This is a genomic window from Streptomyces xylophagus (assembly GCF_000716435.1).
In the GTDB taxonomy this organism is placed as follows: domain Bacteria; phylum Actinomycetota; class Actinomycetes; order Streptomycetales; family Streptomycetaceae; genus Streptomyces; species Streptomyces xylophagus.
The window spans coordinates 33,100-56,369 of the sequence record NZ_JNWO01000019.1; the positions used below are offsets into that span (position 1 = coordinate 33,100).

At 69.3% G+C, this 23,270-nt stretch carries 21 protein-coding genes, 1 pseudogene and 2 riboswitches; of the genes and pseudogenes, 18 read left to right on the forward strand and 4 right to left on the reverse strand.

Going from position 1 to position 23,270, the window contains the following annotated elements; genetic code table 11:
- Positions 1-34: 34 nt before the first annotated feature.
- Complete coding sequence (gene gcvT, locus OO70_RS34415; RefSeq protein WP_043680123.1) at positions 35-1,153, reverse strand: glycine cleavage system aminomethyltransferase GcvT; 1,119 nt, start codon at positions 1,151-1,153, stop codon at positions 35-37.
- Between the two features lie 34 nt (positions 1,154-1,187).
- A riboswitch (glycine riboswitch) is annotated at positions 1,188-1,306 on the reverse strand.
- Positions 1,307-1,405: riboswitch (glycine riboswitch) on the reverse strand. It lies immediately after the preceding riboswitch.
- Positions 1,406-1,559: 154 nt separating this feature from the next.
- On the opposite strand from gcvT, the pseudogene OO70_RS34420 reads away from it, so the two are divergent.
- The 10 genes and pseudogenes from OO70_RS34420 to OO70_RS34465 all read left to right on the forward strand — a co-directional run bounded on the left by OO70_RS34420 (position 1,560) and on the right by OO70_RS34465 (position 12,888).
- A pseudogene (locus tag OO70_RS34420) lies at positions 1,560-2,275 on the forward strand (AAA family ATPase).
- A 64-nt stretch (positions 2,276-2,339) separates the two neighbouring features.
- Positions 2,340-3,125 (forward strand): enhanced serine sensitivity protein SseB, encoded by a 786-nt coding sequence (locus OO70_RS34425; RefSeq protein WP_043680126.1) that lies wholly within the window; start codon positions 2,340-2,342, stop codon positions 3,123-3,125.
- Between the two features lie 174 nt (positions 3,126-3,299).
- Positions 3,300-4,088 carry an enhanced serine sensitivity protein SseB C-terminal domain-containing protein gene (locus tag OO70_RS34430; RefSeq protein ID WP_043680128.1) on the forward strand — a complete coding sequence of 263 codons (789 nt, stop codon included), beginning with the start codon at positions 3,300-3,302 and terminating at the stop codon, positions 4,086-4,088.
- Between the two features lie 343 nt (positions 4,089-4,431).
- Positions 4,432-5,430: an ABC transporter permease gene (locus OO70_RS34435; protein ID WP_043680131.1), complete on the forward strand. Its 999-nt coding sequence runs from the start codon at positions 4,432-4,434 to the stop codon at positions 5,428-5,430.
- Positions 5,431-5,483: 53 nt separating this feature from the next.
- A complete protein-coding gene (locus tag OO70_RS34440; protein WP_043680134.1) occupies positions 5,484-7,235 on the forward strand; it encodes an ABC transporter substrate-binding protein in 1,752 nt (583 codons plus the stop codon).
- Positions 7,236-7,310: 75 nt separating this feature from the next.
- Positions 7,311-8,318: an ABC transporter permease gene (locus tag OO70_RS34445; protein WP_043680137.1), complete on the forward strand. Its 1,008-nt coding sequence runs from the start codon at positions 7,311-7,313 to the stop codon at positions 8,316-8,318.
- Positions 8,315-9,412, forward strand: a complete 1,098-nt coding sequence (locus tag OO70_RS34450; protein WP_043680141.1) for an ABC transporter ATP-binding protein — start codon at positions 8,315-8,317, stop codon at positions 9,410-9,412. The genes OO70_RS34445 and OO70_RS34450 overlap by 4 nt, the downstream gene beginning before the upstream one ends.
- A complete protein-coding gene (locus tag OO70_RS34455; RefSeq protein WP_051741915.1) occupies positions 9,409-10,683 on the forward strand; it encodes an ABC transporter ATP-binding protein in 1,275 nt (424 codons plus the stop codon). The genes OO70_RS34450 and OO70_RS34455 overlap by 4 nt, the downstream gene beginning before the upstream one ends.
- A gap of 97 nt (positions 10,684-10,780) precedes the next feature.
- Positions 10,781-12,172, forward strand: a complete 1,392-nt coding sequence (locus OO70_RS34460) for a M1 family metallopeptidase (protein WP_043680143.1) — start codon at positions 10,781-10,783, stop codon at positions 12,170-12,172.
- 44 nt (positions 12,173-12,216) lie between these two features.
- Positions 12,217-12,888: a trimeric intracellular cation channel family protein gene (locus OO70_RS34465; protein ID WP_043680146.1), complete on the forward strand. Its 672-nt coding sequence runs from the start codon at positions 12,217-12,219 to the stop codon at positions 12,886-12,888.
- On the opposite strand, the gene OO70_RS34470 is transcribed toward OO70_RS34465, so the two are convergent.
- Positions 12,782-14,020, reverse strand: a complete 1,239-nt coding sequence (locus OO70_RS34470) for an alpha/beta hydrolase (RefSeq protein ID WP_043680661.1) — start codon at positions 14,018-14,020, stop codon at positions 12,782-12,784. The genes OO70_RS34465 and OO70_RS34470 overlap by 107 nt on opposite strands.
- A gap of 163 nt (positions 14,021-14,183) precedes the next feature.
- On the opposite strand from OO70_RS34470, the gene OO70_RS34475 reads away from it, so the two are divergent.
- Positions 14,184-15,065: a thioesterase family protein gene (locus OO70_RS34475; RefSeq protein ID WP_043680150.1), complete on the forward strand. Its 882-nt coding sequence runs from the start codon at positions 14,184-14,186 to the stop codon at positions 15,063-15,065.
- Here the strand turns inward: OO70_RS34475 and OO70_RS34480 are convergent.
- Positions 15,058-15,645, reverse strand: coding sequence for a TIGR03086 family metal-binding protein (locus OO70_RS34480; protein ID WP_043680153.1), 588 nt, complete (start codon positions 15,643-15,645; stop codon positions 15,058-15,060). The genes OO70_RS34475 and OO70_RS34480 overlap by 8 nt on opposite strands.
- 78 nt (positions 15,646-15,723) lie before the next feature.
- Between OO70_RS34480 and OO70_RS34485 the strand changes: the two genes are divergently transcribed.
- On the forward strand, positions 15,724-16,701 hold the full coding sequence (locus OO70_RS34485) for a helix-turn-helix transcriptional regulator (protein WP_043680155.1): 978 nt from the start codon (positions 15,724-15,726) through the stop codon (positions 16,699-16,701).
- A 140-nt stretch (positions 16,702-16,841) separates the two neighbouring features.
- Positions 16,842-17,216: a hypothetical protein gene (locus tag OO70_RS54820; protein ID WP_043680157.1), complete on the forward strand. Its 375-nt coding sequence runs from the start codon at positions 16,842-16,844 to the stop codon at positions 17,214-17,216.
- 78 nt (positions 17,217-17,294) lie between these two features.
- Here the strand turns inward: OO70_RS54820 and OO70_RS34495 are convergent, their stop codons facing one another.
- Positions 17,295-17,918, reverse strand: coding sequence for a TetR family transcriptional regulator (locus OO70_RS34495; protein WP_043680159.1), 624 nt, complete (start codon positions 17,916-17,918; stop codon positions 17,295-17,297).
- Positions 17,919-18,059: 141 nt separating this feature from the next.
- On the opposite strand from OO70_RS34495, the gene OO70_RS55495 reads away from it, so the two are divergent.
- From OO70_RS55495 to OO70_RS56255, 5 genes are all read left to right on the forward strand, one after another.
- A complete protein-coding gene (locus tag OO70_RS55495; RefSeq protein WP_043680160.1) occupies positions 18,060-18,227 on the forward strand; it encodes a hypothetical protein in 168 nt (55 codons plus the stop codon).
- Positions 18,228-18,271: 44 nt separating this feature from the next.
- Positions 18,272-18,556 (forward strand): hypothetical protein, encoded by a 285-nt coding sequence (locus tag OO70_RS34505; protein WP_043680164.1) that lies wholly within the window; start codon positions 18,272-18,274, stop codon positions 18,554-18,556.
- 74 nt (positions 18,557-18,630) lie between these two features.
- Positions 18,631-19,794 carry a cysteine desulfurase family protein gene (locus tag OO70_RS34510; protein WP_043680167.1) on the forward strand — a complete coding sequence of 388 codons (1,164 nt, stop codon included), beginning with the start codon at positions 18,631-18,633 and terminating at the stop codon, positions 19,792-19,794.
- Between the two features lie 289 nt (positions 19,795-20,083).
- Positions 20,084-22,039, forward strand: coding sequence for an autotransporter outer membrane beta-barrel domain-containing protein (locus tag OO70_RS34515; RefSeq protein WP_043680170.1), 1,956 nt, complete (start codon positions 20,084-20,086; stop codon positions 22,037-22,039).
- A 194-nt stretch (positions 22,040-22,233) separates the two neighbouring features.
- On the forward strand, positions 22,234-23,265 hold the full coding sequence (locus OO70_RS56255) for a formylglycine-generating enzyme family protein (protein ID WP_043680173.1): 1,032 nt from the start codon (positions 22,234-22,236) through the stop codon (positions 23,263-23,265).
- Positions 23,266-23,270 lie beyond the last annotated feature (5 nt).

Sequence of the window (23,270 nt, forward strand, 5' to 3'; positions counted from 1 at the left end):
GCCCCGGGTCACAGACGTGACGCTACGACGACTGTCACTTCTCGCGCTTGTAGAACGGCAGCGCCACGACCTCGTACGGCTCGTGACTGCCCCGGATATCCACGCCGACACCGGTCGTGCCCGGCGCCGAGTGCGCCGCGTCGACGTAGGCCATGGCGATGGGCCTGCCCAGGGTGGGGGACGGCGCGCCGGAGGTGATCTCGCCGATGACCTGGCCGTCGGCGACGACGGAGTACCCGGCGCGCGGGACCCGGCGGCCCTCGGCGACGAGCCCGACCAGGACGCGCGGGGGCTGCGAGGCGGCGCGCTCGGCGGCCGCCTCCAGGGCGCCGCGCCCGACGAAGTCGCCGTCCTTCTCGAACTTCACGACCCGGCCGAGCCCGGCGTCGAACGGGGTGAGGGAGGTCGACAGCTCGTGGCCGTACAGCGGCATGCCCGCCTCCAGGCGCAGGGTGTCCCGGCAGGACAGGCCGCACGGGATCAGGCCGACCGGCGCTCCGGCCTCGGTCAGGGCCAGCCACAGCTTCTCCGCGTCAGCGGGGGAGACGAACAGCTCGAAGCCGTCCTCGCCGGTGTAGCCGGTGCGCGCGATCAGCGCGGGGACGCCCGCGACCGTGCCGGGCAGACCGGCGTAGTACTTCAGTCCGTCGAGGTCGGCGTCCGTGAGGGACTTGAGGATGCCGGGGGACTCGGGGCCCTGCACGGCGAGCAGTGCGTACGCGTCACGGTCGTCGCGGACGACGGCGTCGAAGCCCTCGGCCCGCTCCACCAACGAGTCCAGGACAATCTGGGCGTTGGACGCGTTGGCGACCACCATGTACTCGGTCTCCGCGAGGCGGTAGACGATGAGGTCGTCGAGGATGCCGCCGTCGGCCCGGCAGATCATGGTGTAGCGGGCGCGGCCCACGCCCACGGAGGCGATGTTGCCGACGAGCGCGTAGTTGAGGAGACGGGCCGCGTCCGGTCCCGTGACCGTGATCTCGCCCATGTGCGAGAGATCGAAGAGGCCGGCCTTCGTGCGGACGGCGAGGTGCTCGTCGCGCTCGGAGCCGTAGCGCAGCGGCATGTCCCAGCCGGCGAAGTCGGTCATCGTCGCACCGAGCGAGCGGTGCAGCGCGTCGAGCGCGGTACGACGGGGGGCGGTACTGCTCATCGGTCGGTCTCCCAAGGCATGACGGCGAGGTCGTTCCTCCCCATCTGTCATCGGAACCTGAGAGGTTCGCCATGACCGCGCGGGACACGCACGGGACATGGGTTGCACCTTGGGTGGGACCACCGGCGATGGCGGTCCGCTTTTCAGATGTGCCTCGCCCGCGCGGTAACTGGGCCTGAGAGATTCAAGGGAGGGACTTGCTCCTTCGGCGCCCCAGCAACAGATGCCTGGGGACTCTCCCGCGCGGATTCAAGCGGCCGGTATGCAGTTGGCGCGCACATCATCGCACAGGCTTTGTAACAGGCCTGTGGCCGGAAGCGAACGGAACCGCGAGACACCGTGCATTACCTTCTCTTTACGTTCAGTGGGGAGAACCTTTCCTGACCCCGCAGGGAGGACGATCACGGTGACAAGGACCACGGTGTACGCCACGACCTCGGCCGTAGCGCTGCCCAAGCAGCCCTCGGCCCCGGCCAGGGAGGCATGCCCGGCCCGCCCGGTACCGATAGTCCGCGACCTGCGCGAGCGCGCAGGCCACAGCCCGCGCGCGAGCGCGCAGGCCACAGCCCGCACGGACTCCTCTTCGGCCCCCGCGACCTGGTCGTGGTCACCGGCCTGCCCGGCAGCGGCAAGTCCACGCTGATGCGGCGCGCGGTCGCGGGCGACGCCGTCCGCGTCGACAGCCAGGACACCCGCGACCGCTGGGACGCCCGCATGTCCCGCACATCCGGCCTCCTTGCCTTTCCGTACGCGGTCTACCGCCCCTTGGTCCGGCTCGCGCACTACGCCGGGCTGCACCGCACCCTGCGCTCCGCGTCCGGAGCCGTCGTGCACGACTGCGGCACCCAGAGCTGGGTGCGCGGCTGGCTGGCCCGCGCGGCGCACCGTCGGGGCGGCTCGCTGCACCTGGTGTTCCTCGACGTCAGCCCGGACACCGCGCTCGACGGCCAGCGCGCACGCGGGCGCGGAGTCTCGCGGTACGCGTTTCTGCGCCACCGCCGGGCGGCCACCCGGCTGCTGCGTGCCGTGGAGCGCGGAGACCTGCCCCGGGGTGTCGGCTCGGCGGTCCTGCTGGACCGGGACGCGGCGGACGTGCTGCGCCGGATCGACTTCGCGGGCTGAGCCGCTAGCCTTTTGAGCCACGGCAGGTTTGCAGCAGGCGGTATCACCAGCAGGCGGTAGGTAGATGGACTTCCCGGCGGACTTCCCCGGACACGCGTACCCCCACCCGCATCCGCACGGCGGATGGCCCGGCAACGAGCTGGAGGAGGTGCTCTCGGTGTCCCTCGGCATGCCCTCGGCGAGCGGCCGGATCATCGAGGTGCTCGGCCGCAGCTTCGTCTGGATCCCGCTGCCCAGCGGCGGCGGCTCGCAGAGCGGCCCCCTGGACCTGCCCACACTGGAGATCGACGGTCAGGCCTACGTCCCGGTCTTCAGCTCGGAGGAGCAGTTCCGCCGGGTCGTCGGCTCGCATCTGTCGTTCACCATCGCGCCCGCGGTGGAGTTCGCCCGCGGGCTGCCCCCGCAGGTCGGCATCGCGGTGAACCCGGACGGCATGGTCGGCGTCCCCCTTCCCCCGCCCGCCGTCGCCGAGCTCTGCCGCGTCGGCCGCAGCGCCCTCGACGGCCCCACCAGCGGCGGCCGGGTCCGCCTCTTCGAACCCGACTGGCAGGACGACCCGGTCGACTTCCTCGCCGCGGCCGCCGCCGAGTTCGCCGGCACGGGCGTCGTCGGCACCGCCCGCCGCTGCCTGGCCGCCATCGAGACCGCCGACCCCGTCATGTTCGTAGGCGTAGAACTCACCAACTGGGACGGCGACTTGAGGGCGGCCCCCATGGACGCCCTGTCCCGAGCCCTCACCACAACCCAGATCAAATGGCCGGTCAACCTGGTCCTCCTGGACGTAACCCAGGACCCGGTAGCGGACTGGATGCGCCAGACGGTACGACCTTTCTATACACAGGGTCACTAGAAACCCCGCAAAGGGCAGCCAACCTAGGGGCGCGGGGCTGTGTCGATTTGCGGCTCCGCCGCGGGGCGCACCCAGCCACAACGCACCCGCACTCGCCAACGCACACCAAGCCGCAGACGATTGGGCGCTTAAGCTGTTTCCCAACGCAGGGCACCTACCAAAAGGAGCGGACACGTGAGCGCCAGCGGCACCGCGACCGGCCAGGTCGAGCACATGCTGCGCCAGGTGACGCCCGGGCGCTACGACGCCTACGAGGCACTCCTCCGCGCCCTCGCGACCCCCCACTCCGGCCAGATCTGGATGCTCCTGTGGCACGGCCAGTCCGGCTCCCCGGACGCCCAGTACGGAAACATGCACGTCGAGGGCTACGGCTACGCCCCCTGCGTCACCTCCGCCCAGGAGCTGTCGGCCAGCGGCTGGAACCGCTCGTACGAGGTGGTCGACGGCCTGGACGTGGCCCGCACCCTCTACCCCGACCACTTCGGCCTCTGGCTCAACCCGCACGCCCCCGGCGGCGGCGTCGGCATCCCGTGGCTAGATCTGCGCCGGATCGCCACCGGCCTGGAACGCCAGCCCGCGGGACCGCTGCGGCTGACGGAACCGGCCATCGAGGTCCCGCAGTTCTACGCCGTGCTGACGCAGAACGCCCACCGCACCCCGGCGGTCCGCACCCTGCGCCGCGCCTGGGTGCAGCCCGCGCTCGGGGCGCCGTATCTCGCGATCGGTCTTGATGTCTACGACACCAGCCCGGCCGCTGTGGACTCGGTGCGCGGAATGATGCAGCAGTCCATCGGCGTGGTCCCGGACGGGCTGCCGGTGTCGACCGTGGCGATGTCCGACGACTACGACCCGGTGGCGCTGTGGCTGCGGGCGAACGCCCGCCCGTTCTACGACCGTGAGGCGCACGCGGCGCCCGCCCAGGCGGGTGGGTACGGATACCCACCCGTCCGTGGTGGATACTGAGCCCGCGAGTCCTCTTCCCAGCTTCTCCGCAGGATTTACGTCTACGACACATTTCTTCGCGCGTAGACGGCGGTGGGATGCCCCGAAAGACGCCGAATCTCCGTACTGTCCCAAGTATCCGGCGTCCGGGGGGCGTTACCCACTGTTCGGATAACGGAATCCCTAGTTAAGCATCACGGTTGCGCATACTTTCGCCGTCAGACCTGGCGGGTGATCGCAGCCACGCTGAAGACTCGCGACTCAGACACAGGGTCGAGGGCTCCGTGTCCACTGCAAGTCGACAAAGCCGCTAATCCGCGGCAGGCGTAAGCCGGTAACCACCGGCGAGAGGGGTCGGGTCACAGTGACCGCACCGATCGAGACCACGGGGGCGGAAGCCGGGGCGCAGCCGGAGGCTGTGCTGGCCGGCGCCGAGAAGGGGCAGATCGAGGGCCGTTCCCTTGGACAGATCGCCTGGACCCGGTTCAAGAAGGACAGGGTCGCCGTCGCCGGCGGTGTCATCGTCGTCCTGCTGATCCTGGTCGCGGCACTCTCCCGCCCCATCCAGTCGATGTTCGGCCTGGACCCCGATGCCTTCAACCAGAACCTGATCGACGCCAACACCTCGCTGCCCAAGGGCGGTTGGGGCGGCATGAGCTGGGACCACCCGCTCGGTGTGGACCCGCAGTTCGGCCGGGACGTCGCCACCCGCATCCTCGAGGGTTCCTGGGTGTCGCTGGTGGTCGCCTTCGGCGCCACGATCCTGTCGAACGTGATCGGCACGATTTTGGGCGTCATCGCGGGGTACTACGGCGGCCGGGTCGACTCGATCATCAGCCGTCTGATGGACACCTTCCTCGCCTTCCCCCTGCTGCTCTTCGCCATCGCGATCTCGGCGACCCTGCAGGGCGGTGCCTTCGGCCTCAACGGTCTGCCGCTGCACCTGAGCGTGCTGATCTTCGTCATCGGCTTCTTCAACTGGCCCTACCTGGGCCGGATCGTCCGCGGTCAGACCCTCGCACTGCGCGAGCGGGAGTTCGTGGACGCCTCCCGGGGGATGGGCGCCAAGGCGCCGTACATCCTCTTCCGGGAACTGCTGCCCAACCTGGTCGGACCGATCATCGTCTACTCGACGCTGCTCATCCCGACGAACATCCTCTTCGAGGCGTCCCTCAGCTTCCTCGGGGTCGGTATCCAGCCCCCGCAGGCTTCCTGGGGCGGCATGCTGCGGGACGCGGTCACCTATTACGAGGTCGACCCCGCGTACATGATCGTGCCCGGCCTCGCCATCTTTGTGACCGTCCTGGCGTTCAACCTGCTCGGCGACGGTCTCCGCGACGCTCTCGACCCCCGCAGCCGCTAGGGCCCGCACCCGAGAGTTCATCAAGTTTCCGACAATGGAGGAAGCAGACCATCATGCGAAGGTCAGCGCTGGCCGCAGTTGCGGCCATCGGCGCTGCGACACTGCTCATGGCAGGTTGCAGCAAGGCCGATGACAGTAAGAGTGACAACGGTGGGACGAAGGCGGCTGGGGCCAACGCAGCGACCAAGGACGTCGTCAACGCCTCTACGCACAAGGGCGGGACGGTCACCTACGAACTGTCCGACGTTCCGGACTCGTTCGACCCGGGCAACACGTACTACGCGTACATGTACAACTTCAGCCGGCTGTACGCCCGTCCGCTGATGACGTTCGAGCCCGGCCCCGGTTCCAAGGGCAACACCCTTGTCCCGGACCTCGCCGCGAGCAAGGGTGTCTCCAGCGACGGCGGCAAGACCTGGACGTACAAGCTGCGTTCGGGCCTGAAGTACCAGGACGGCACGGCGATCACGTCCAAGGACGTCAAGTACGCCGTGGAGCGCTCCAACTTCGCGCGTGACGTGCTCTCCCTCGGCCCGAACTACTTCCAGCAGTTCCTGGTCGGCGGCAAGGACTACAAGGGCCCGTACAAGGACAAGAGCGCCGAGGGCCTCAAGTCCATCGCGACGCCGGACGACACCACGATCGTCTTCCACCTGAACACGGCCTTCCAGGAGTTCGACTACCTGGTCGCGGCGCCGCAGACGGCTCCGGTTCCGCAGGCGAAGGACACGGGCGTCGACTACGTCAAGAACATCGTGTCCTCCGGCTCGTACCAGTTCTCCAGCTACGAGGACGGCAAGTCGGCCACCCTCGTGCGCAACAAGAACTGGGACCCGAAGACGGACCCGCTGCGCAAGCAGTACCCGGACAAGATCGTCGTCAACCTCAAGGTCAACGCCGACACGATCGACAAGGACGTCCTCGCGGGCAACGCGATCGACATGGGCGGTACGGGTGTCCAGGCCGCGACCCAGGCGCAGCTGCTGACCTCCGCGGACAAGAAGGCGGGCACGGACAACACCTTCGGTGGCCGTCTCGTCTACATGGCGATCAACACCAAGGTCGCGCCGTTCACCAACGTGCAGTGCCGCAAGGCCGTCGAGTACGCCATCGACAAGGTCTCGGTGCAGACCGCCGAGGGCGGCCCGATCCGCGGTGAGATCGCCACCACCGTCCTGCCGCCGGACATCACCGGCTACGTGAAGGACGACCAGTACGCCTCCACGGGCAACAAGGGTGACGTCGCCAAGGCCAAGGCCGCGCTGCAGGCCTGCGGCAAGACGACGATCTCGACCAACCTGTCGGCCCGCAGCGACCGCCCGCAGGAGATCTCCGCGGCCACCGCGATCATCAACTCGCTGAAGGCCGTCGGCATCAACGCCAGCCTGAAGCAGTACCCGTCGGGCAAGTACTTCACCGACTACGCGGGTGTCCCGAAGTTCACCGAGCAGCAGAACATCGGCCTGATCATGATGCAGTGGGGTGCCGACTGGCCCTCCGGCTACGGCTTCGAGCAGCAGATCCTGAACGGTGCGGCGATCGGTGCCTCGGGTAACACCAACCTTTCGCAGTACGACAACAAGACGGTCAACAACCTCCTCTCCAAGGCCATCGGCACCGAGGACGTCACGACCCGCAACAGCATGTACGCGCAGGTCGACAAGCAGACCATGAGTGACGCGGTGCTCGTCCCGCTGACCTACTTCAAGGTTCTGCTCGCGCGTCCGGCGAACTACAGCAACCTGGTGTCGACGGCGGCCTTCAGCGGCCAGTACGACTACCTCAACATCGGCACCACGAAGTAGTCGCAGCCCCGGAAGGCAGGTGAAGGCATTGGTGCCCGCGGGCTTAGCGGCCCGCGGGCACCAGCGCCGATCCCCGTGATCTCGTACATTCTCCGTCGGACAATCGCAGCGGTGATCCTGCTGCTGGTCGTCTCCGCGGTCACCTTCGGCATCTTCTTCCTGCTGCCACGGCTCGCCGGCCAGACCGCGGACCAACTGGCCCAGCAGTACATCGGGAAGAGCCCGTCGGCGGCGGACATCGCCGCGGTCAAGCACAACCTGGGTCTGGACCAGCCCCTTTACCTGCAGTACTGGCACTTCATCAAGGGGATCGTGGCGGGCGCCACCTACAACCTCGGCCCCACCACCGTGCACTGCAACGCGCCCTGCTTCGGCTACTCCTTCAAGGACCACGTCGAGGTCTGGCCGCAGCTCACCTCTCGTCTTCCGGTGACCGTCTCGCTGGCCGCCGGCGCCGCCGTGCTGTGGCTGGTGTCCGGTGTCACCGTCGGTGTGATCTCCGCGCTCAAGCCGCGGTCGTTCTTCGACCGCGCCTTCATGGGCGTGGCGCTCGCGGGTGTCTCGCTGCCCATGTTCTTCACGGGCAACCTGGCCATCCTGCTCTTCACGTACCAGTGGCCGATCTTCGGCCGCACCTACGTCCCGTTCACCGAGAACCCCGCGCAGTGGGCCAACACGCTGTTCCCGGCGTGGTGCTCGCTCGCGCTCCTCTACTCCGCCATCTACGCGCGGCTCACCCGCTCGGGCATGCTGGAGACGATGAACGAGGACTTCATCCGCACGGCCCGCGCCAAGGGCCTGCGGGAACGCAACGTCGTCGTCAAGCACGGTCTGCGGGCCGCCCTGACGCCGATCATCACCGTCTTCGGCATGGACCTCGGTCTGCTGCTCGGCGGCGCTCTGATCACCGAGTCGGTGTTCTCCCTGCACGGCATCGGCCAGTACGCGGTGCAGTCGATCGAGAGCAACGACCTGCCCCCGATCCTCGGCGTGACCCTGCTCGCAGCGTTCTTCGTAGTGATCGCAAACCTTCTGGTGGACCTGTTGTACGCCGCCGCCGACCCGCGGGTGAGGCTCTCGTGACCGACCTTTCGAAGACCGGCGCCGCGGTCGGCGAGCCCGTCAACGCTCCCTCGGACGCCCCGAACGCGTTCCTCGAGGTCCGCGACCTCAAGGTGCACTTCCCGACCGACGACGGCCTGGTCAAGTCCGTCGACGGGCTCAGCTTCTCGCTGGAGAAGGGCAAGACCCTCTCCATCGTGGGCGAGTCGGGCTCCGGCAAGTCCGTCACCTCGCTGGCGATCATGGGCCTGCACCGGCTCGGCCCGCGCGGCAAGAACGTGCAGATGTCCGGCGAGATCTGGCTCGACGGCCAGGAGCTGGTCAACGCCTCGCCGGACGACGTGCGCAAGCTCCGCGGCCAGCAGATGTCCATGATCTTCCAGGACCCGCTGTCCGCGATGCACCCGTACTACAAGATCGGCGACCAGATCGTCGAGGCGTACCGGGTCCACCACGACGTCAGCAAGAAGGTCGCCCGCAAGCGCGCCATCGAGATGCTCGACCGGGTCGGCATCCCCGAGCCGGCCAAGCGCGTCGACGGCTACCCGCACGAGTTCTCCGGCGGTATGCGCCAGCGCGCCATGATCGCGATGGCCCTGGTCAACAACCCCGAACTGCTCATCGCGGACGAGCCGACGACCGCCCTGGACGTCACCGTCCAGGCGCAGATCCTCGACCTGATCCGGGATCTGCAGAAGGAGTTCGGCTCCGCGGTCGTGCTGATCACGCACGACCTCGGTGTCGTCGCCGAGATCGCCGACGACGTCCTGGTCATGTACGGCGGCCGGTGCGTCGAGCGCGGTCCGGTCGACGAGATCTTCGAGACCCCCCAACACCCGTACACCTGGGGCCTGTTGGGCTCGATGCCGCGTATCGACCGGGAGACCTCGGACCGGCTCATCCCGGTCAAGGGCCAGCCGCCGAGCCTCATCAACGTCCCCTCGGGCTGCGCCTTCCACCCGCGCTGCCCGTACGCGGACATCCCCAAGGGCGACGTCACGCGAACCGTGCGCCCCGAGCTGGAGCTGGTCCCCGGCGGACACTGGTCCGCCTGCCACCTCCCGGCTGCGGACCGTACGCGGATCTGGACCGAAGAGATTGCGCCGAAGCTGTGAGCGATACGACGAAACAGACCGCCGCCGCGGTCGCCCCGGAGCAGACGTCCTCGTCCGAGGAGCGTGAGGTACTGCTCAAGGTCGAGGGCCTGAAGAAGCACTTCCCCATCAAGAAGGGGATCCTGCAGCGTCAGGTCGCCGCGGTGAAGGCCGTCGACGGCATCGACTTCGAGGTGCGCAAGGGCGAGACCCTGGGCGTCGTCGGCGAGTCGGGCTGCGGCAAGTCGACCATGGGCCGGGTCATCACCCGGCTCCAGGACCCGACGGGCGGCTCGATCCACTTCGAGGGCCAGGACATCACGCGCCTCAACTCGGCCGGGATGCGCCCGCTGCGCCGCGACATCCAGATGATCTTCCAGGACCCGTACGGCTCCCTGAACCCCCGGCACACCATCGGCTCGATCGTCTCGGCGCCGTTCCGGCTCCAGGGCGTCGAGCCCGAGGGCGGGGTGAAGAAGGAGGTCCAGCGCCTTCTGGAGCTGGTCGGCCTGAGCCCCGAGCACTTCAACCGCTACCCGCACGAGTTCTCCGGCGGTCAGCGGCAGCGCATCGGCATCGCCCGCGCGCTGGCCCTGAAGCCGAAGCTGGTCGTCGCGGACGAGCCGGTCTCCGCCCTGGACGTGTCGATCCAGGCGCAGGTCGTGAACCTGATGGACGACCTCCAGACGGAGCTCGGCCTGACGTACGTGATCATCGCGCACGACCTGTCCGTGGTCCGGCACGTCTCGGACCGGGTCGCGGTGATGTACCTCGGCAAGATCGTCGAACTCGCCGACAGCACCAAGCTGTACGAGTCGCCGATGCACCCGTACACCAAGGCCCTGATGTCGGCCGTACCGGTGCCGGACCCCAAGCGCCGGGGTACCAAGAGCGAGCGCATTCTCCTCAAGGGCGACGTCCCCTCGCCGATCTCCCCGCCCAGCGGCTGCCGTTTCCACACGCGCTGCTGGAAGGCCACGGAGATCTGCCGGACGACGGAACCCCAGCTGATCGAACTCCGCCCGGGTCAGCAGGTCGCCTGCCACCACCCGGAGAACTTCGCGGACCAGGCTCCTCAGGACACGGTCCTGCTGAGCGCCGCGAAGGAAGCGGTGGAGCTGGTGGGGGAGGCCGTACTGGAGAAGTCGGCGGAGACGGTGGCGGCGGCCGAGGCCGAGGAAGCCGCTGCGGAAGCCCCTGTTGCCGACGCCGAAGCTCCCGTGGCTTCCGAGGGAACTCCCGACGAGACCCCCGAAGCGGAATCCGGCGATCAGGAGTCAACTCCCAAGTAGGGCATGACAAGTTGGTAAAGTCATGACCATGACGAAACGGGAGAGTGCAGAGTCGAGCGTGTCCGACTGATCGGAAACGCACCCGAAGGGACGACTCATGGCACTCTCCCGTTCGGCACGTTTAGGGGCCCTCGCTACCGCGGCGGCCTCTTTTCTTGTCATAGCCGCCTCCTCCGCCCCCACCCCCGGCGCCGACGGCATCGGTGACAGCTACTTCCCGCAACTGGGCAACGGCGGCTTCGACGCCCGGCACTACGCCCTCGACGTCGCCTACAACCCCGACACCGACCGCCTCGACGGCCGTACGACACTCACCGCCCGCGCCACCCAGAACCTCTCCTCCTTCGACCTGGACCTGCAGAAGCTGGAGGTCACCAAGGTCCAAGTGAACGGAAGACGGGCCGACTTCACCCGCACCGGTGACGAACTGCGTATCACCCCGCGGGACTTCCTCCGCAAGGGCAGGGACTTCACGGTCACCGTCACCTACGGCGGAGTGCCCGAACCCCTCAACGGCCCCATCGTGTTCGGCTCCGACTACGGCTGGATGAAGACCACCGACGGAGTCTTCGTCGCCTGCGAACCCAACGCCGCCTCCACCTGGTTCCCGTCCAGCGACCACCCCTCCGACAAGGCCACCTACGACATCCGTATCAAGGCCCCCAAGGGGCTCACGGGAGTCTCCAACGGGCGGCTCGTCTCGACGTACGACAAGGGCGACTCGACGTACACCCACTGGCGGGAGTCGAAGCCCATGGCGACCTACCTCGCCACCGCCACCATCGGGAAGTTCGACGTGAAGACGGGGACGACCCCCGGCGGCACCCCGATCTACGTCGCCATCGACCCCGTCCTCGCCAACAGCAACAGCGTCGACGTGTACGCCGTGACGGCCGCCGCCACCGACTACTGGTCGCAGGTCTTCGGGCCGTACCCCTTCGAGGAGACCGGCGCGATCGTCGACGACATGCCGGAGGCGGGGTTCTCGCTGGAGGTGCAGAGCAAGCCCGCCTACTCCGCCGTGCGCAGCGAGACGACGATCGTGCACGAGCTCGCCCACCAGTGGTTCGGCGACTCCGTGTCGGTCGCGCACTGGAAGGACATCTGGCTCAACGAGGGCTTCGCGACCTACGCCCAGTGGCTGTGGGCCGAGCACCAGGGCACCCGCACCGCCCACGACTCGTTCCTGGCCGGATACAACGCCCGCCCCGCCGAGAGCGCCTTCTGGCAGACCGTCGTGGCGGACCCGCAGCGCGACACGATGTTCGCGTCCGCGGTCTACCAGCGCGGCGCGATGACCCTCCAGATGCTCCGCGAACGCATCGGCGACACCGCGTTCTTCAAGCTGCTGCCGACCTGGACGAAGCTGCACCGCTACGGCAACGCGAGCACCGCCGAGTTCATCAAGCTCGCCGAGAAGATCAGCGGGCAACAACTCGACGACCTGTTCCAGACCTGGCTCTACACGACAGGCAAGCCCACCCTGTAGATCCACCCAGGTCCGTGCAGATCCCCCGCGAGTAACAATGTGGGGTGCTTCAGCAACTGTTCAGCCCCTCCGTCCAGCACACGCTCGACCTCGTCGGCATCTTCGTGTTCGCGATCTCCGGCGCGCTGCTGGCCGTCCGCAAGAACTTCGACGTGTTCGGCATCGCCGTGCTCGCCGAGGTCACCGCGCTGGGCGGAGGGGTGTTCCGCGACCTCATCATCGGGGCCGTACCCCCGGCCGCCTTCACGGACCTGGGCTACTTCAGCACCCCGCTCTTCGCCGCGCTCCTCGTCTTCTTCCTCCATCCGCACGTGGAGCGCATCCAGACCGGCGTCAACGTCTTCGACGCGGCCGGCCTCGGCCTGTTCTGTGTCACCGGCACGGTGAAGGCGTACGACTACGGGCTCGGCCTGACCGCCTCGGTGGCCCTCGGTCTCGGGTCCGCCGTCGGCGGTGGTGTGCTGCGGGACGTCCTGGCCAACGAGACTCCCTCCCTGCTCCGCTGGGACCGCGACCTCTACGCGGTCCCGGCGATCGTCGGCGCCACCATGGTCGCCGTGTGCATCCGCTACGACGTGCTGGGCCCGTTCACCAGCGGGCTCGCGGTCGTCACCGCTTTCGTGTTGCGCCTGCTCGCGATGCGGTTCCACTGGCGAGCGCCTCGCGCGTGGAACCGGCGGTCGAACGCCCGCGAGGATCCGACGCCGACTTCGTGACCCTGGGGTGGTTCTGGCCCAGCTCCAGGGTCAGCCAGCGGAACACCGTCTTCACCTGGGGCCGCCACAGCGCCATGGTGTGCCCGCCGTCGCTGCGCGGCAGGAACACCACGTGCACGCTCGTCGGCGCCTTCGCGATCTGTTCGAGGGCCACGCCCGCCTGATAGCCGTCGCCGGACTCGCCGGAGAGGTACATTGCGATCGGCGGGGGTGTCGCCGCCTTCTTGAGCAGCAGGTAGGGGTTGTTCGCCTCGCGCAGGGCCACACTCTGCGCGGCCAGCGAATTGCGTTCGCCGATCGGGTCGTTGTAGCCGGACATGCTCACGGCGGCCTGGTAGCGGTCGGGGTGGGCGACGGCGAGCTTGACCGCGCAGTGCGCGCCGGCCGAGTAACCGGCGACCCCCCAGCCCTTGGGCGCGGGCTGGGTGCGGAAGTTGTCGGTGACCATCTTCGGCACGTCGATGCTGAGCCAGGTGTCGGCGTTGACCGTGCCGGGGATGTTGGCGCAGCCGGTGTCCACCCCGGCCAGCAGGTTGTAGCGCGGCGCGACCAGGATGAAGGGCGCGATCCGTCCGCTCCTCATCAGCGGCTCCAGCTGCTGGGTCACGTGCATCGACCCGAACCACGCCTTCGCCGAACCGGGCCAGCCCGGCAGCAGTTCCACGACGGGGAACTTCTTGTGCCGGTAGGCCGCTTCCTTGTACTGCGGCGGGGTCCAGACGTAGACCTCGGCGTTCACGCCCGACACCCGGCCCTTGAGCTGGGTGACCTCCACCTGCCCCGCGGAGCTCATGCCGGGACCGGTGGCGGGGGCGAACGCCTGCCTGACCTTGGGCAAGCGCCTCAGCGCGATACCGCCGGTGCCGTCCTTGCCGAGGTTCGCGGCCTGCTGCACGTGGTTGCCGGTGCCGAGGAGGTCGGCCCAGTTGTCGTAGAGGTTGTTCTGGTTGTTGACCATGACGAAGACCAGGGTGACGGCCGTCGCCTGGGCGAACAGCAGCATCAGGGCCCGTGCCGCCACGCGTACGGCCTTGGGGCCGCGCAGCCGCGACCACAGCACGAGCGGCAGTATCAGGGCGACGATCGTCAGCACGACGGCGGTGTAGAGGAACGGAGTCCCGGTGAGGCTCATGTCCCCAAAGAGGGGGATCACGGGCCGAGGGTCACGGACGAGTTCGGACACTTACCAAGAAATTGCCGGTTCCTCACCCGGGTGGCCGAGGGCTTGCCGGTGTTTTCATCTGCCCGCAACAACAAAGCTACCGCTTAGTAATCACCTGTTGTACGGTTCATTCATGCGAGAAGCAGCATCCGCCCCGGCGCCCACGCGGGCCGCACAGGCCGTACGGGCCACGATCGGCGACAGCGAGTTCGACCGCGACACGGCGGTCACCCGTCGCGCCCCGGGCGTCTACGACATCGACCTCTCGGCCGGCTGGACGATCATCAACGCCGTCAACGGCGGCTACCTCCTGGCGGTCCTGGGCCGAGCCCTCGCGGACGCGCTCCCGCACACCGACCCGTTCACGATCTCCGCGCACTACCTGACGGCGTCCCAGCCGGGCCCCGCGGTCATCCGTACGGACACGGTCCGCACCGGCCGCACCCTCTCCACCGGCCAGGCGTCCCTCTTCCAGTACGACGAAGAGGGCGCCGAGGTGGAACGCATCCGCGTCCTGGCTTCCTACGGCGACCTGGACACCCTCCCGGACGACGTCCGCACGACGGCGAAGCCCCCTGCTTTCCCACCCATGGACCAGTGCTTCGGCCCGGAGGACGGCCCTGCCCCGGTCTCCGGCAGCTCGGCGATCGCCGACCGCCTGATGCTCAAGCTCGACCCGTCCACCCTCGGCTGGGCCCTCGGCGCCCCCTCCGGCAAGGGCGAGATGCGCTCGTGGTTCGGCCTCGCGGACGGCCGCGACGCGGACCCGTTCTCCCTGCTCCTCGCGGTGGACGCGCTGCCCCCGACGGCGTTCGAGATCGGCCTCAAGGGCTGGGTCCCCACGGTGGAACTCACCGTCCACGTCCGCTCCCGCCCGGCCCCGGGCCCCCTCCGCGTCTCCATCACCACCCGCAACCTGGCCGGCGGCTTCCTGGAGGAGGACGCGGAGGTCTGGGACAGCAGGGACCGACTGGTGGCCCAGTCGCGACAGTTGGCCCGGGCCCGACTCAGCTGACCGGCTTCCGGCCCAGCCAGGCCGCCAACTGGCCGTAGGCATCGGTTCCTTCGGGTACCGGCACGGCTGTGTCGAAGGGCGTGTCCGCGTCCCGTTGCTCGTCCGGGAGGACCCGGCGGGCGATCGCCAGGGCGAACTCGGCGAGTTCCGGGTCGAGTTGGACGGGGTGGCCCAGGGCCTCGGAGAGGTCCCAGGTGTGGGTGACGGCCTCCATGACATAGCCGGAGAGGGCGATGCGGCCGGGGGCCTTTCCCCAGGGGACCTGGACCAGGGCGTCTAGACGGGCGTCGTCGGCCCAGGCGTTCAGGACGCGGGTGCGGGCCTCGGCGTACGCCGTCGGCCAGCCGTCGTCGTCGACGCCGTCCACGAAGGGGTGTACGGCCATGCCGTCGCCGCCCTCGCCGACGGTCGCAATGCGGTGGGTGCCGCCGACGAGATGGCTCAGCAGGGTCCGTACGTCGAACTCCGTGCAGGGGGTGGGGGCGGCCAGCTGCTCCGGTCGTACCGTCCTGATCAGGGCGGCGACCTGGTCGGTGGTGCGGGTGTAGAGGGGGCGGGGGTCCGTGGCGTTTGTGTTCATGGCGCTGATGCTGGCCCCATAACCTGACAGTTTCCGTCAACATTTGCGCGGGGTTTTCGGGAGGCGGATTCTGGGGGTGTGAAGGCCGACCGACTGCTCTCGATCCTGTTGCTCCTGCAGACCCGGGGCCGTGTCCCCGCGCACGAACTCGCCGACCGGCTGGAGGTGTCGGTGCGGACCATCTACCGGGACGTCGAGGCGCTGTCCGCCTCCGGGGTGCCGGTGTACGCCGAGCGCGGGCGGCACGGCGGGATCGAGCTGCTCGCCGGGTTCCGTACGGACGTCACGGGACTGACCGCCGACGAGTCACGCGCCCTGTTCATCCTCGCCGCGCAGGGCGCCCACGCCGCGCTGGGTCTCGACGCCGCGCTCGGTTCCGCGCTGCGCAAAGTGATGGCCGCGCTGCCGGCACCGTACCGACCGGCGGCCGAGGTGACCTCCCGGCGCATCCTGGTCGACGCCACGCGCTGGAAGGGCGGACCCCAACCCGCCGTGGATCTCGACGTGTTGCAGGACGCGGTCTTTACCGACCGGCGGCTGCGCCTGAGCTACCGGCACAGCGGCGCCAAGGAGCCGCGCACCTACACCGTCGACCCGTACGGCCTGGTCTCGAAGGCGGGCGTCTGGTACCTGGTCGCCGATCGCCGTGCGCAGCCCCGCCTCTTCCGCGCCGACCGCGTGCACTCCGCCACCCTCCTGCCCGACCCGGTGAAGCGCCGCCCCGGCGTCGAACTCGCCCACGCCTGGGAGGAGTTGCGCCGCCAGGTCGAGGACCGCCCCGGTGGAATCGACGTCACCGTCCGCGTCCGCCGCTCCCGCCTCGACATGTTCGTCCGCCTCAACGCCTCCTCGCTCGCCGAACTCCCTGAAGACCCCGGCGAGAACGAGTGGGTGACGGTCCGGCTGACGTACGGCTTCGTCCCTGAAGCCCGCCAACTGCTCCAGTTCGCGGACGCGTTGGAGGTCGTATCGCCGCCGGAGGTGCGCGCCGAGGTGGCCGCGGCGGCCGCTTCTGTCACGGAGCTGTACCAGCGAGTAGGCGAGTCCCGATCGTGAAGTCGCAGGTCAGGGCGTTCTCTTGAGCTGCGCTTTACCTGGCGCACAGGGTGGGGACAGGGCGCCGACAAGGAAGCCCTAAGCGGCGTTGATTGAGTTCCCGCCACAAGGCCTCCTCATCGTTTTTGGAGTTGTTTCTCATGAAGCGTGCGCGTCTCTTCCCCGCAGTGGCCCTGCTGGCGCTCTCGCCCCTGGCCCTGGCGGCCTGCGGCTCTAGCGACTCTTCGTCGTCCTCCGGCAGCGGCAACTCCGGTTCCACGCAGTCCTGTTCGGCGGCCTCCGGCATGCCCACCGGCAACGCCACGGCACGGCCCAGCGGCGCCCCGTCCGGTGCGCCCACGGGTGCCGCGGCCTCGGGCGCGCCGACAGGTCAGCCGACCGGCAACCCGTCCGGAATGCCGAGCGGCGGCCCCGGCGGGGGCGGCGGACAGGGCGGCCAGGGCGGCGGCCCCGGCGGCGGATGCGGCGGCGGCCCGGGCGGTGGCCAGATGAGCGGGGCCCCACAGCAGGGCTGACCGCGGCTCCGCACGACAGGGGCGGCACGCTCGTACACCGGGCGTGCCGCCCCTGTCGTATGCCTGCCGGTGTGGCGGTCAGCCGAGCCAGTGGCGGCGGCCGACGCTGATCAACCGCATCTGGCGCGTGGCGAGTTGGGTCACGCGCTCACGCTCCTCGGCCGACGCCTCCTGGGCCTCCAGGAAGAGCGAGGCCGTGACGAGCATCTGGTCGACATAGAGGTGGGCCAGCATCAGCAGGTCGTCGTCGTGCCAGCCGCCCGACTCCGGGTCCTTGGCGAGTTCGGCCTTCACCTCCTCGGCGAACCGGGCGAGTTGCTCCCGGATGGCCTCCCGCACCGGCTGCACCCCGCCGTGCCGCTCGCGCGCGAGGAAACGGACATGGGCCGGGTACGCGTCCACGTGATGGGCGATCAACTGGACGGCGCGCGCGATGCGTTGGTCGCTGTCCGCCGGGGACACCGTCTGCCGGATCATCGGGTGCAGACTGCCCAGCGCCTCCTCGACGAGCGCGACCCCGAGGTCGGCCGTGGAGCGGAAGTGCCGGTAGAAGGCGGTCGGGGCGACGCCCACCGCACGGGTGACCTCGCGCAGGCCCAGGCTGCTCAGGCTCTGCTCCTCCAGCAGCCCCAACGCGGCGTCCAGCAACGCCTGTCGGGTCTTCTGCTTCTGTACCTGCCGGATGCCGAGGGTGTGACTCATGTCATCCAGTTAACAACTGTTCTCCGTAATTGGAAAGTCGCCGGACGCGCTAGACTCAAGTTCAGTGAACAACTGTTACTACAACCGTTCACCGAAACGTAACGAGAGCCGTCCCGGACATCTCGGAGGGGGATTCATCCCATGCTGTTCCTCGTCGTAGCGCTCCTGCTGTTCGGCGTCGTGGTGGGCACCGTGGCCCACGCGCCGCTCGCCTTCACCGCCGTCGCCGCCACCGTCATCGCCGTGTGGCTGGGCATCTTCGCGCTCCGCGAGCGGCACGGCCGCCGCGGCCGTACGCCCGCCAACTGACCGCCCGCCCATCCGCTCACCCCATCGACGGGAGCTGATCCACCATGCAACTCACCGCACCGGCACCCAGCAGCGCGGCCGACGTCAAGCCCACCGGCCGCCGCGACGCCGACGGCATGGCCGTCGCGTCCTTCATCCTCGGCCTCGTCGGCCTGCTCGTACTCAACGTCTTCCTCGGCCCGATCGCCATCGCCCTGGCCGTCGCGGCGCTGTGGCGCGGCACCGCCCGTCGCGGCCGTGCCCTCCTCGGTCTGGGGCTCGGCATCGCCGATCTGCTGGTCCTCGTCGCCTTCATGCAGATCGACAGCACGCTCTCCTGGAGCTTCTAGGCGGCGGGGCCGGATCCCATCGAGGCGCCCGCCCCTCCGAGGTACGCACCGGGGCCCGTAGAATCGGCGTCACCATGGCATACCTCGACCACGCCGCGACCACCCCGATGCTTCCCGAGGCAGTCGAGGCGATGACGGCCCACCTGAGCATCACGGGCAACGCCTCCGCCCTCCACGCTTCCGGCCGCAAGGCCCGCCGTACGGTCGAAGAGGCCCGCGAAGCGCTCGCCGAGGCGCTCGGCGCCCGCCCCAGCGAGGTCGTGTTCACCTCCGGCGGCACCGAGGCCGACAACCTCGCGGTGAAGGGCCTGTACTGGTCCCGCCGCGACGCCGACCCGGCCCGCACCCGCGTCCTGGCCAGCCCCGTCGAACACCACGCCGTCCTGGACGCCGTCCACTGGCTGGGCGAGCACGAGGGCGCCACCGTCGAGTACCTCCCGGTCGACTCCTACGGCCGTGTCCACCCCGAGGCGCTGCGCGAGGCGATCGCCCGCAACCCCGAGGACGTGGCCCTTGCCACCGTGATGTGGGCCAACAACGAGATCGGTACGGTCATGCCGGTCCGTGAACTCGCGGATGCGGCGCGGGAGTTCGACATCCCGCTGCACGCGGACGCGGTGCAGGCCTTCGGCCAGGTCCCCGTCGACTTCGCCGCCTCTGGCCTCGCCGCGGCGACGGTCTCCGGCCACAAGATCGGCGGCCCGTACGGCATCGGCGCCCTGCTCCTCGGCCGCGAGTACACCCCCGTACCCGTCCTGCACGGCGGCGGCCAGGAACGCCATGTCCGCTCCGGCACCCTCGACGTCCCCGCGATCGCCTCCTTCGCGGTCGCCGGCCGCCTCGCCGCCGAACAGCGCGAATGGTTCGCCCGCGAGATCGGCGCCCTGCGCGACAGCCTGGTCGACGCGGTGCGTACGGCGGTCCCGGACGCGATCCTCGGCGGCGACCCGGTGGACCGGCTGCCGGCCAACGCCCACTTCACGTTCCCGGGCTGCGAGGGCGACTCGCTGCTCCTCCTGCTGGACGCCCAGGGCATCGAGTGCTCCACGGGTTCCGCCTGCACGGCGGGCGTCGCCCAGCCCAGCCATGTCCTGCTCGCCACGGGCACCGATCCGGACCTGGCCCGCGGCACCCTGCGCTTCTCCCTCGGCCACACCTCCACGGAGGCCGACGTGGAGGCCGTGGCGAAGGTGATCGGCCCGGCGGTGGAGCGGGCGCGTGCGGCGGGGCTGATGTAGAACGCTGAGGGGCTGTTCCCCGTATGCCCGCCTTGTCGACCAAGTGTCGGCAGAGGCGGGCTTTTTCACAGGCGCTTACCCCTTGAGTGGAGAAAGTGTCGACAGTAGTCTCCCGGTTGCCATCCTCGTGGGGGGACGGCGACGCATCAGCCGCCCCAGGGGCCCCTGATCCGGCGCCGCGACGAGGCCGTTGAACACGCCCGCCCCACCGCGCCGCTCACTTCCTGTTGAACGCGTCACGCGGCGGGCGCGGCTGCCCGAAAACACCCGGAAGACAAAGGAGTTCACAGTGGACGTCAGTTATCGCGCCCGCCCCCGCGCCCTTCTCGTGGCGGTCGCCGCCGTGTTGGCGCCGACGGTGATCGCCCCCGCGACCGCACGCGCCGCGACCGCCAAGGCCGACGCGGGCATCACGGTGGCCTCCGGCGAGACCCTCACGCTGACCGAGACCACCACCACGACCAGCCTCACCATCGAGGAGGGCGGCGTCATCGCCGTCCCCGACGGCTACAGCCTGACCCTCACCGTCGACGGTGAGGAGACCGGCAGCGAACTCGCCGCGCTCACCGACGGATACGGCGGAGCGGCCACCTCCATCGCCGCCGGCACCTACACCGGCACCGTCATCCTCACCGTCGCCGACGCCACCGACATCGCCTACAGCGACCTCACCTTCCCGTTCCGCCAGGCGATCTACGTCGACTCCGACGGAGTGGACGAAGCCAAGTCCGTCCCCTCCGCCGTCCTCGGCGGCACCGTCACCGACATCGCCGCGACCGGTGTCACCCTCACCTCCGACGGCGAGGCCTTCAACGGCGTCTACGTCGCCGACGGCGGCACCTACACCCTCACCGACCCGACCATCTCCTTTACGGGCAACGGCCGTTGCGACTTCGTGGGCTACGGCGCCGCGATCGTGGGCACCGGCTCCGGCACCACTCTCGTCGTCGACGGCGCCACCATCGCCAACGAAGGTGTCGTCCGTACCGCCGTCATCGCCGACGCCACCGCCAACGTCGTCGTCAAGAACTCCACGATCCACTGCGCCGACGGCACCCTGCCCGCCGAGTACCCGGCCTCCGGCACCGGCGACACCCGCTACATGATCACCGTCCCCTGGATGCTGGGGATCTCGGGCAACGTCCGCGCTACCAACCTGCTCGGCGCGAGCACCAGGGCGTCGTACATCAACTCGTCGGTCTCCTCGGAGAAGTGGGGCGCCCTGTCGGTCGACGGCGGCAGCTACTGCACCCTGACCGCCATCAACAGCACCATCGCCAACACCGGTGGCCAGGGCTACGGTTCGTACGCCATCGGCAATGTGACCGAGCACTTCCTGGGCTGCACCTTCGACGTCGGTGACTACGCCCTGATCCACTGGGGCGCCTCGGCGCACTACGGGGACAGTACGAAGGACGCCGTGGCCGCTCTCAACACCTCGCTCGAACTGGGGCTCACCAGCGCCGAGTTGAGTGCCCTGCCGGTGCGGGCGACCACCATCGACGCCGGCCGCTTCATGGTCCTGTGGTACGCCGCCGGATCCGTCGCCATCGACGGCGGCACCCAAGTCACCACCGGCGAGACCGCGTTCATGTGCAAGGCGGTCGCGGGCACCGTCACGGTCGACGGCTCCGACGGCGCCACGATCACCGCGGGCAACGGTGTCCTCTTCCAGTTGATGGACACCGACCGGCCCAGCAGCGTCACCGTGTCCGGCGAGCCGTGGAGCTCCGAGACCATCGGCACCTACACCGAGCCCACCGGTTCCCCCACCAAGTCCTCGACGTGGGTGACCACTTCGGCCCAGACCACCGACGCCAGGGGCACCTTCACGGACATCGACCTGACCGGTGACTTCTACAACTCCGTGCGAGGCGGCGGCAACGCGAGCCTCCGGGGCCAGAACCTGGTCCTGAGCTTCACCGGGTCCACGGTCGAGGGTGTCATCTCGGCGTCCACCGCCGCGCACGCCGTCTCCACGATCACCTCGGCCGAGTACCGCGAGATCAGCGAGGTCACCAACACCCCGAGCGCGGTGGTCAACAACGGCGTCGTCGTGACCCTGGGCGCCGGCTCCACCTGGACGGTCACGGGCACGTCGTATCTGAGCGCTCTCAGCCTGGCCTCGGACGCCTCGGTCACGGCACCGTCCGGCAAGACGGTCACCCTCAAGGTGAACGGCACGACCACGGCGATCAAAGCGGGCGGCACATACACGGGCGCCCTGACTCTGACGGTGTCCTGAACCAAAACTGTCGACAGAATAGCCGACTATCGGGCTCATATGTCATTCATAGCCCATTCTGTCGACACTGTGTTGTCTTGTCGTGCACACTCCGTGCTTACGGGAATCCGTGAACGGCCGGTCACGTGGCACGCCCCCCCCGGCGCCGCGTGACCGGTCCCGCCCCTGCCAACCCATCGACGGAGGGCCGCCCCATGGCCGTCGTACCCTCGCGCCACCACTTATTGTCCCGGCGGAAGTTGCTCGTGCTCGGCGGTGCCGGAGCCGCCTGGCTGGTCACGTCGGTGCCCGCCGCCGCGTCCGATGCGGTGTCCGTCGCCGGGCAGACGCTCACCGCGGTCCCCGCGGATCCCTCCTTCGTCTTCACCGCCGACCTGTCCAACAACGCGGGCGCGGGGGAGGCCTCGGCGATCGACTCCCCGTACTGGCTCGGCGCCTACCAGGTCACCAACACCCAGTACAAGGCGTTCCTGGACGCCTCCCCGAACGCCTCGTACACCGTCCCGTCGTACTGGGACGACGGCGCCGTCCCGACCGCCAAGACGGACCATCCGGTCCTGGAGATCTCGGCGGCGGACGCCGAGGGATTCTGCGACTGGCTCACCGGTCAGGCGGACGGCTGGACCTTCCGGCTGCCCACCGAGGCCGAGTGGGAGAACGCGGCGCGCGGCCCGGACGCGTACGCCTACCCCTGGGGACAGGCCTCCGGCACCACGTACACGGACTCCACGCTGACCAGCAACTACAACTACAACGCCGTGTGCGCCGCGTACTACCTCGCCAACGAGGGCGACACGCTTGCCACTTACGACAACGAGAACTCCACCCGGTACGGCGAGAGCGAGCCGATCTCCGAGATCCTCACCGTCTCCGCCACCGGCGGGGTGACCGGCTGGATCGACCACAGCACCTGGACCGGGTTCGTCTACACCGACGTCTTCGACGCGCTGACCGCCACCGGCGGACTCACCTCGGCCGTGGGCGCGTACCCCGCCGGCGTCAGCGTCCACGGCGCCTACGACATGGCCGGCAACTGCTTCGAGTGGACCTCCAGCATCGTCACGGCCACCAACGGCGGCGAGGCCGGCCTGGAGGTCAACGCCGTACGCGGCGGCTCCTGGTACGCGACCGGCCGCAGCTGCACCACCCACTACCGGGGCGAGGGCCGCGACGGCACCGGCGGCTACCTCACCGTGGGCCTTCGCGTCGCAGCGGTCCAGAGCTGATCCAT

Coding starts and splice junctions, on each gene's coding strand:
- OO70_RS34425 (WP_043680126.1), top strand. CDS start 2,340: ATGGACTTCCCGGCGGACTTCCCCGGACACGCGTACCCCCACCCGCAT.
- OO70_RS34510 (WP_043680167.1), top strand. CDS start 18,631: ATGGCATACCTCGACCACGCCGCGACCACCCCGATGCTTCCCGAGGCA.
- OO70_RS34495 (WP_043680159.1), bottom strand. CDS start 17,918: ATGAGTCACACCCTCGGCATCCGGCAGGTACAGAAGCAGAAGACCCGA.
- OO70_RS34505 (WP_043680164.1), top strand. CDS start 18,272: ATGCAACTCACCGCACCGGCACCCAGCAGCGCGGCCGACGTCAAGCCC.
- OO70_RS34470 (WP_043680661.1), bottom strand. CDS start 14,020: ATGAGCCTCACCGGGACTCCGTTCCTCTACACCGCCGTCGTGCTGACG.
- OO70_RS34480 (WP_043680153.1), bottom strand. CDS start 15,645: ATGAACACAAACGCCACGGACCCCCGCCCCCTCTACACCCGCACCACC.
- OO70_RS34475 (WP_043680150.1), top strand. CDS start 14,184: ATGCGAGAAGCAGCATCCGCCCCGGCGCCCACGCGGGCCGCACAGGCC.
- gcvT (WP_043680123.1), bottom strand. CDS start 1,153: ATGAGCAGTACCGCCCCCCGTCGTACCGCGCTCGACGCGCTGCACCGC.
- OO70_RS34460 (WP_043680143.1), top strand. CDS start 10,781: ATGGCACTCTCCCGTTCGGCACGTTTAGGGGCCCTCGCTACCGCGGCG.
- OO70_RS34440 (WP_043680134.1), top strand. CDS start 5,484: ATGCGAAGGTCAGCGCTGGCCGCAGTTGCGGCCATCGGCGCTGCGACA.
- OO70_RS54820 (WP_043680157.1), top strand. CDS start 16,842: ATGAAGCGTGCGCGTCTCTTCCCCGCAGTGGCCCTGCTGGCGCTCTCG.
- OO70_RS55495 (WP_043680160.1), top strand. CDS start 18,060: ATGCTGTTCCTCGTCGTAGCGCTCCTGCTGTTCGGCGTCGTGGTGGGC.
- OO70_RS56255 (WP_043680173.1), top strand. CDS start 22,234: ATGGCCGTCGTACCCTCGCGCCACCACTTATTGTCCCGGCGGAAGTTG.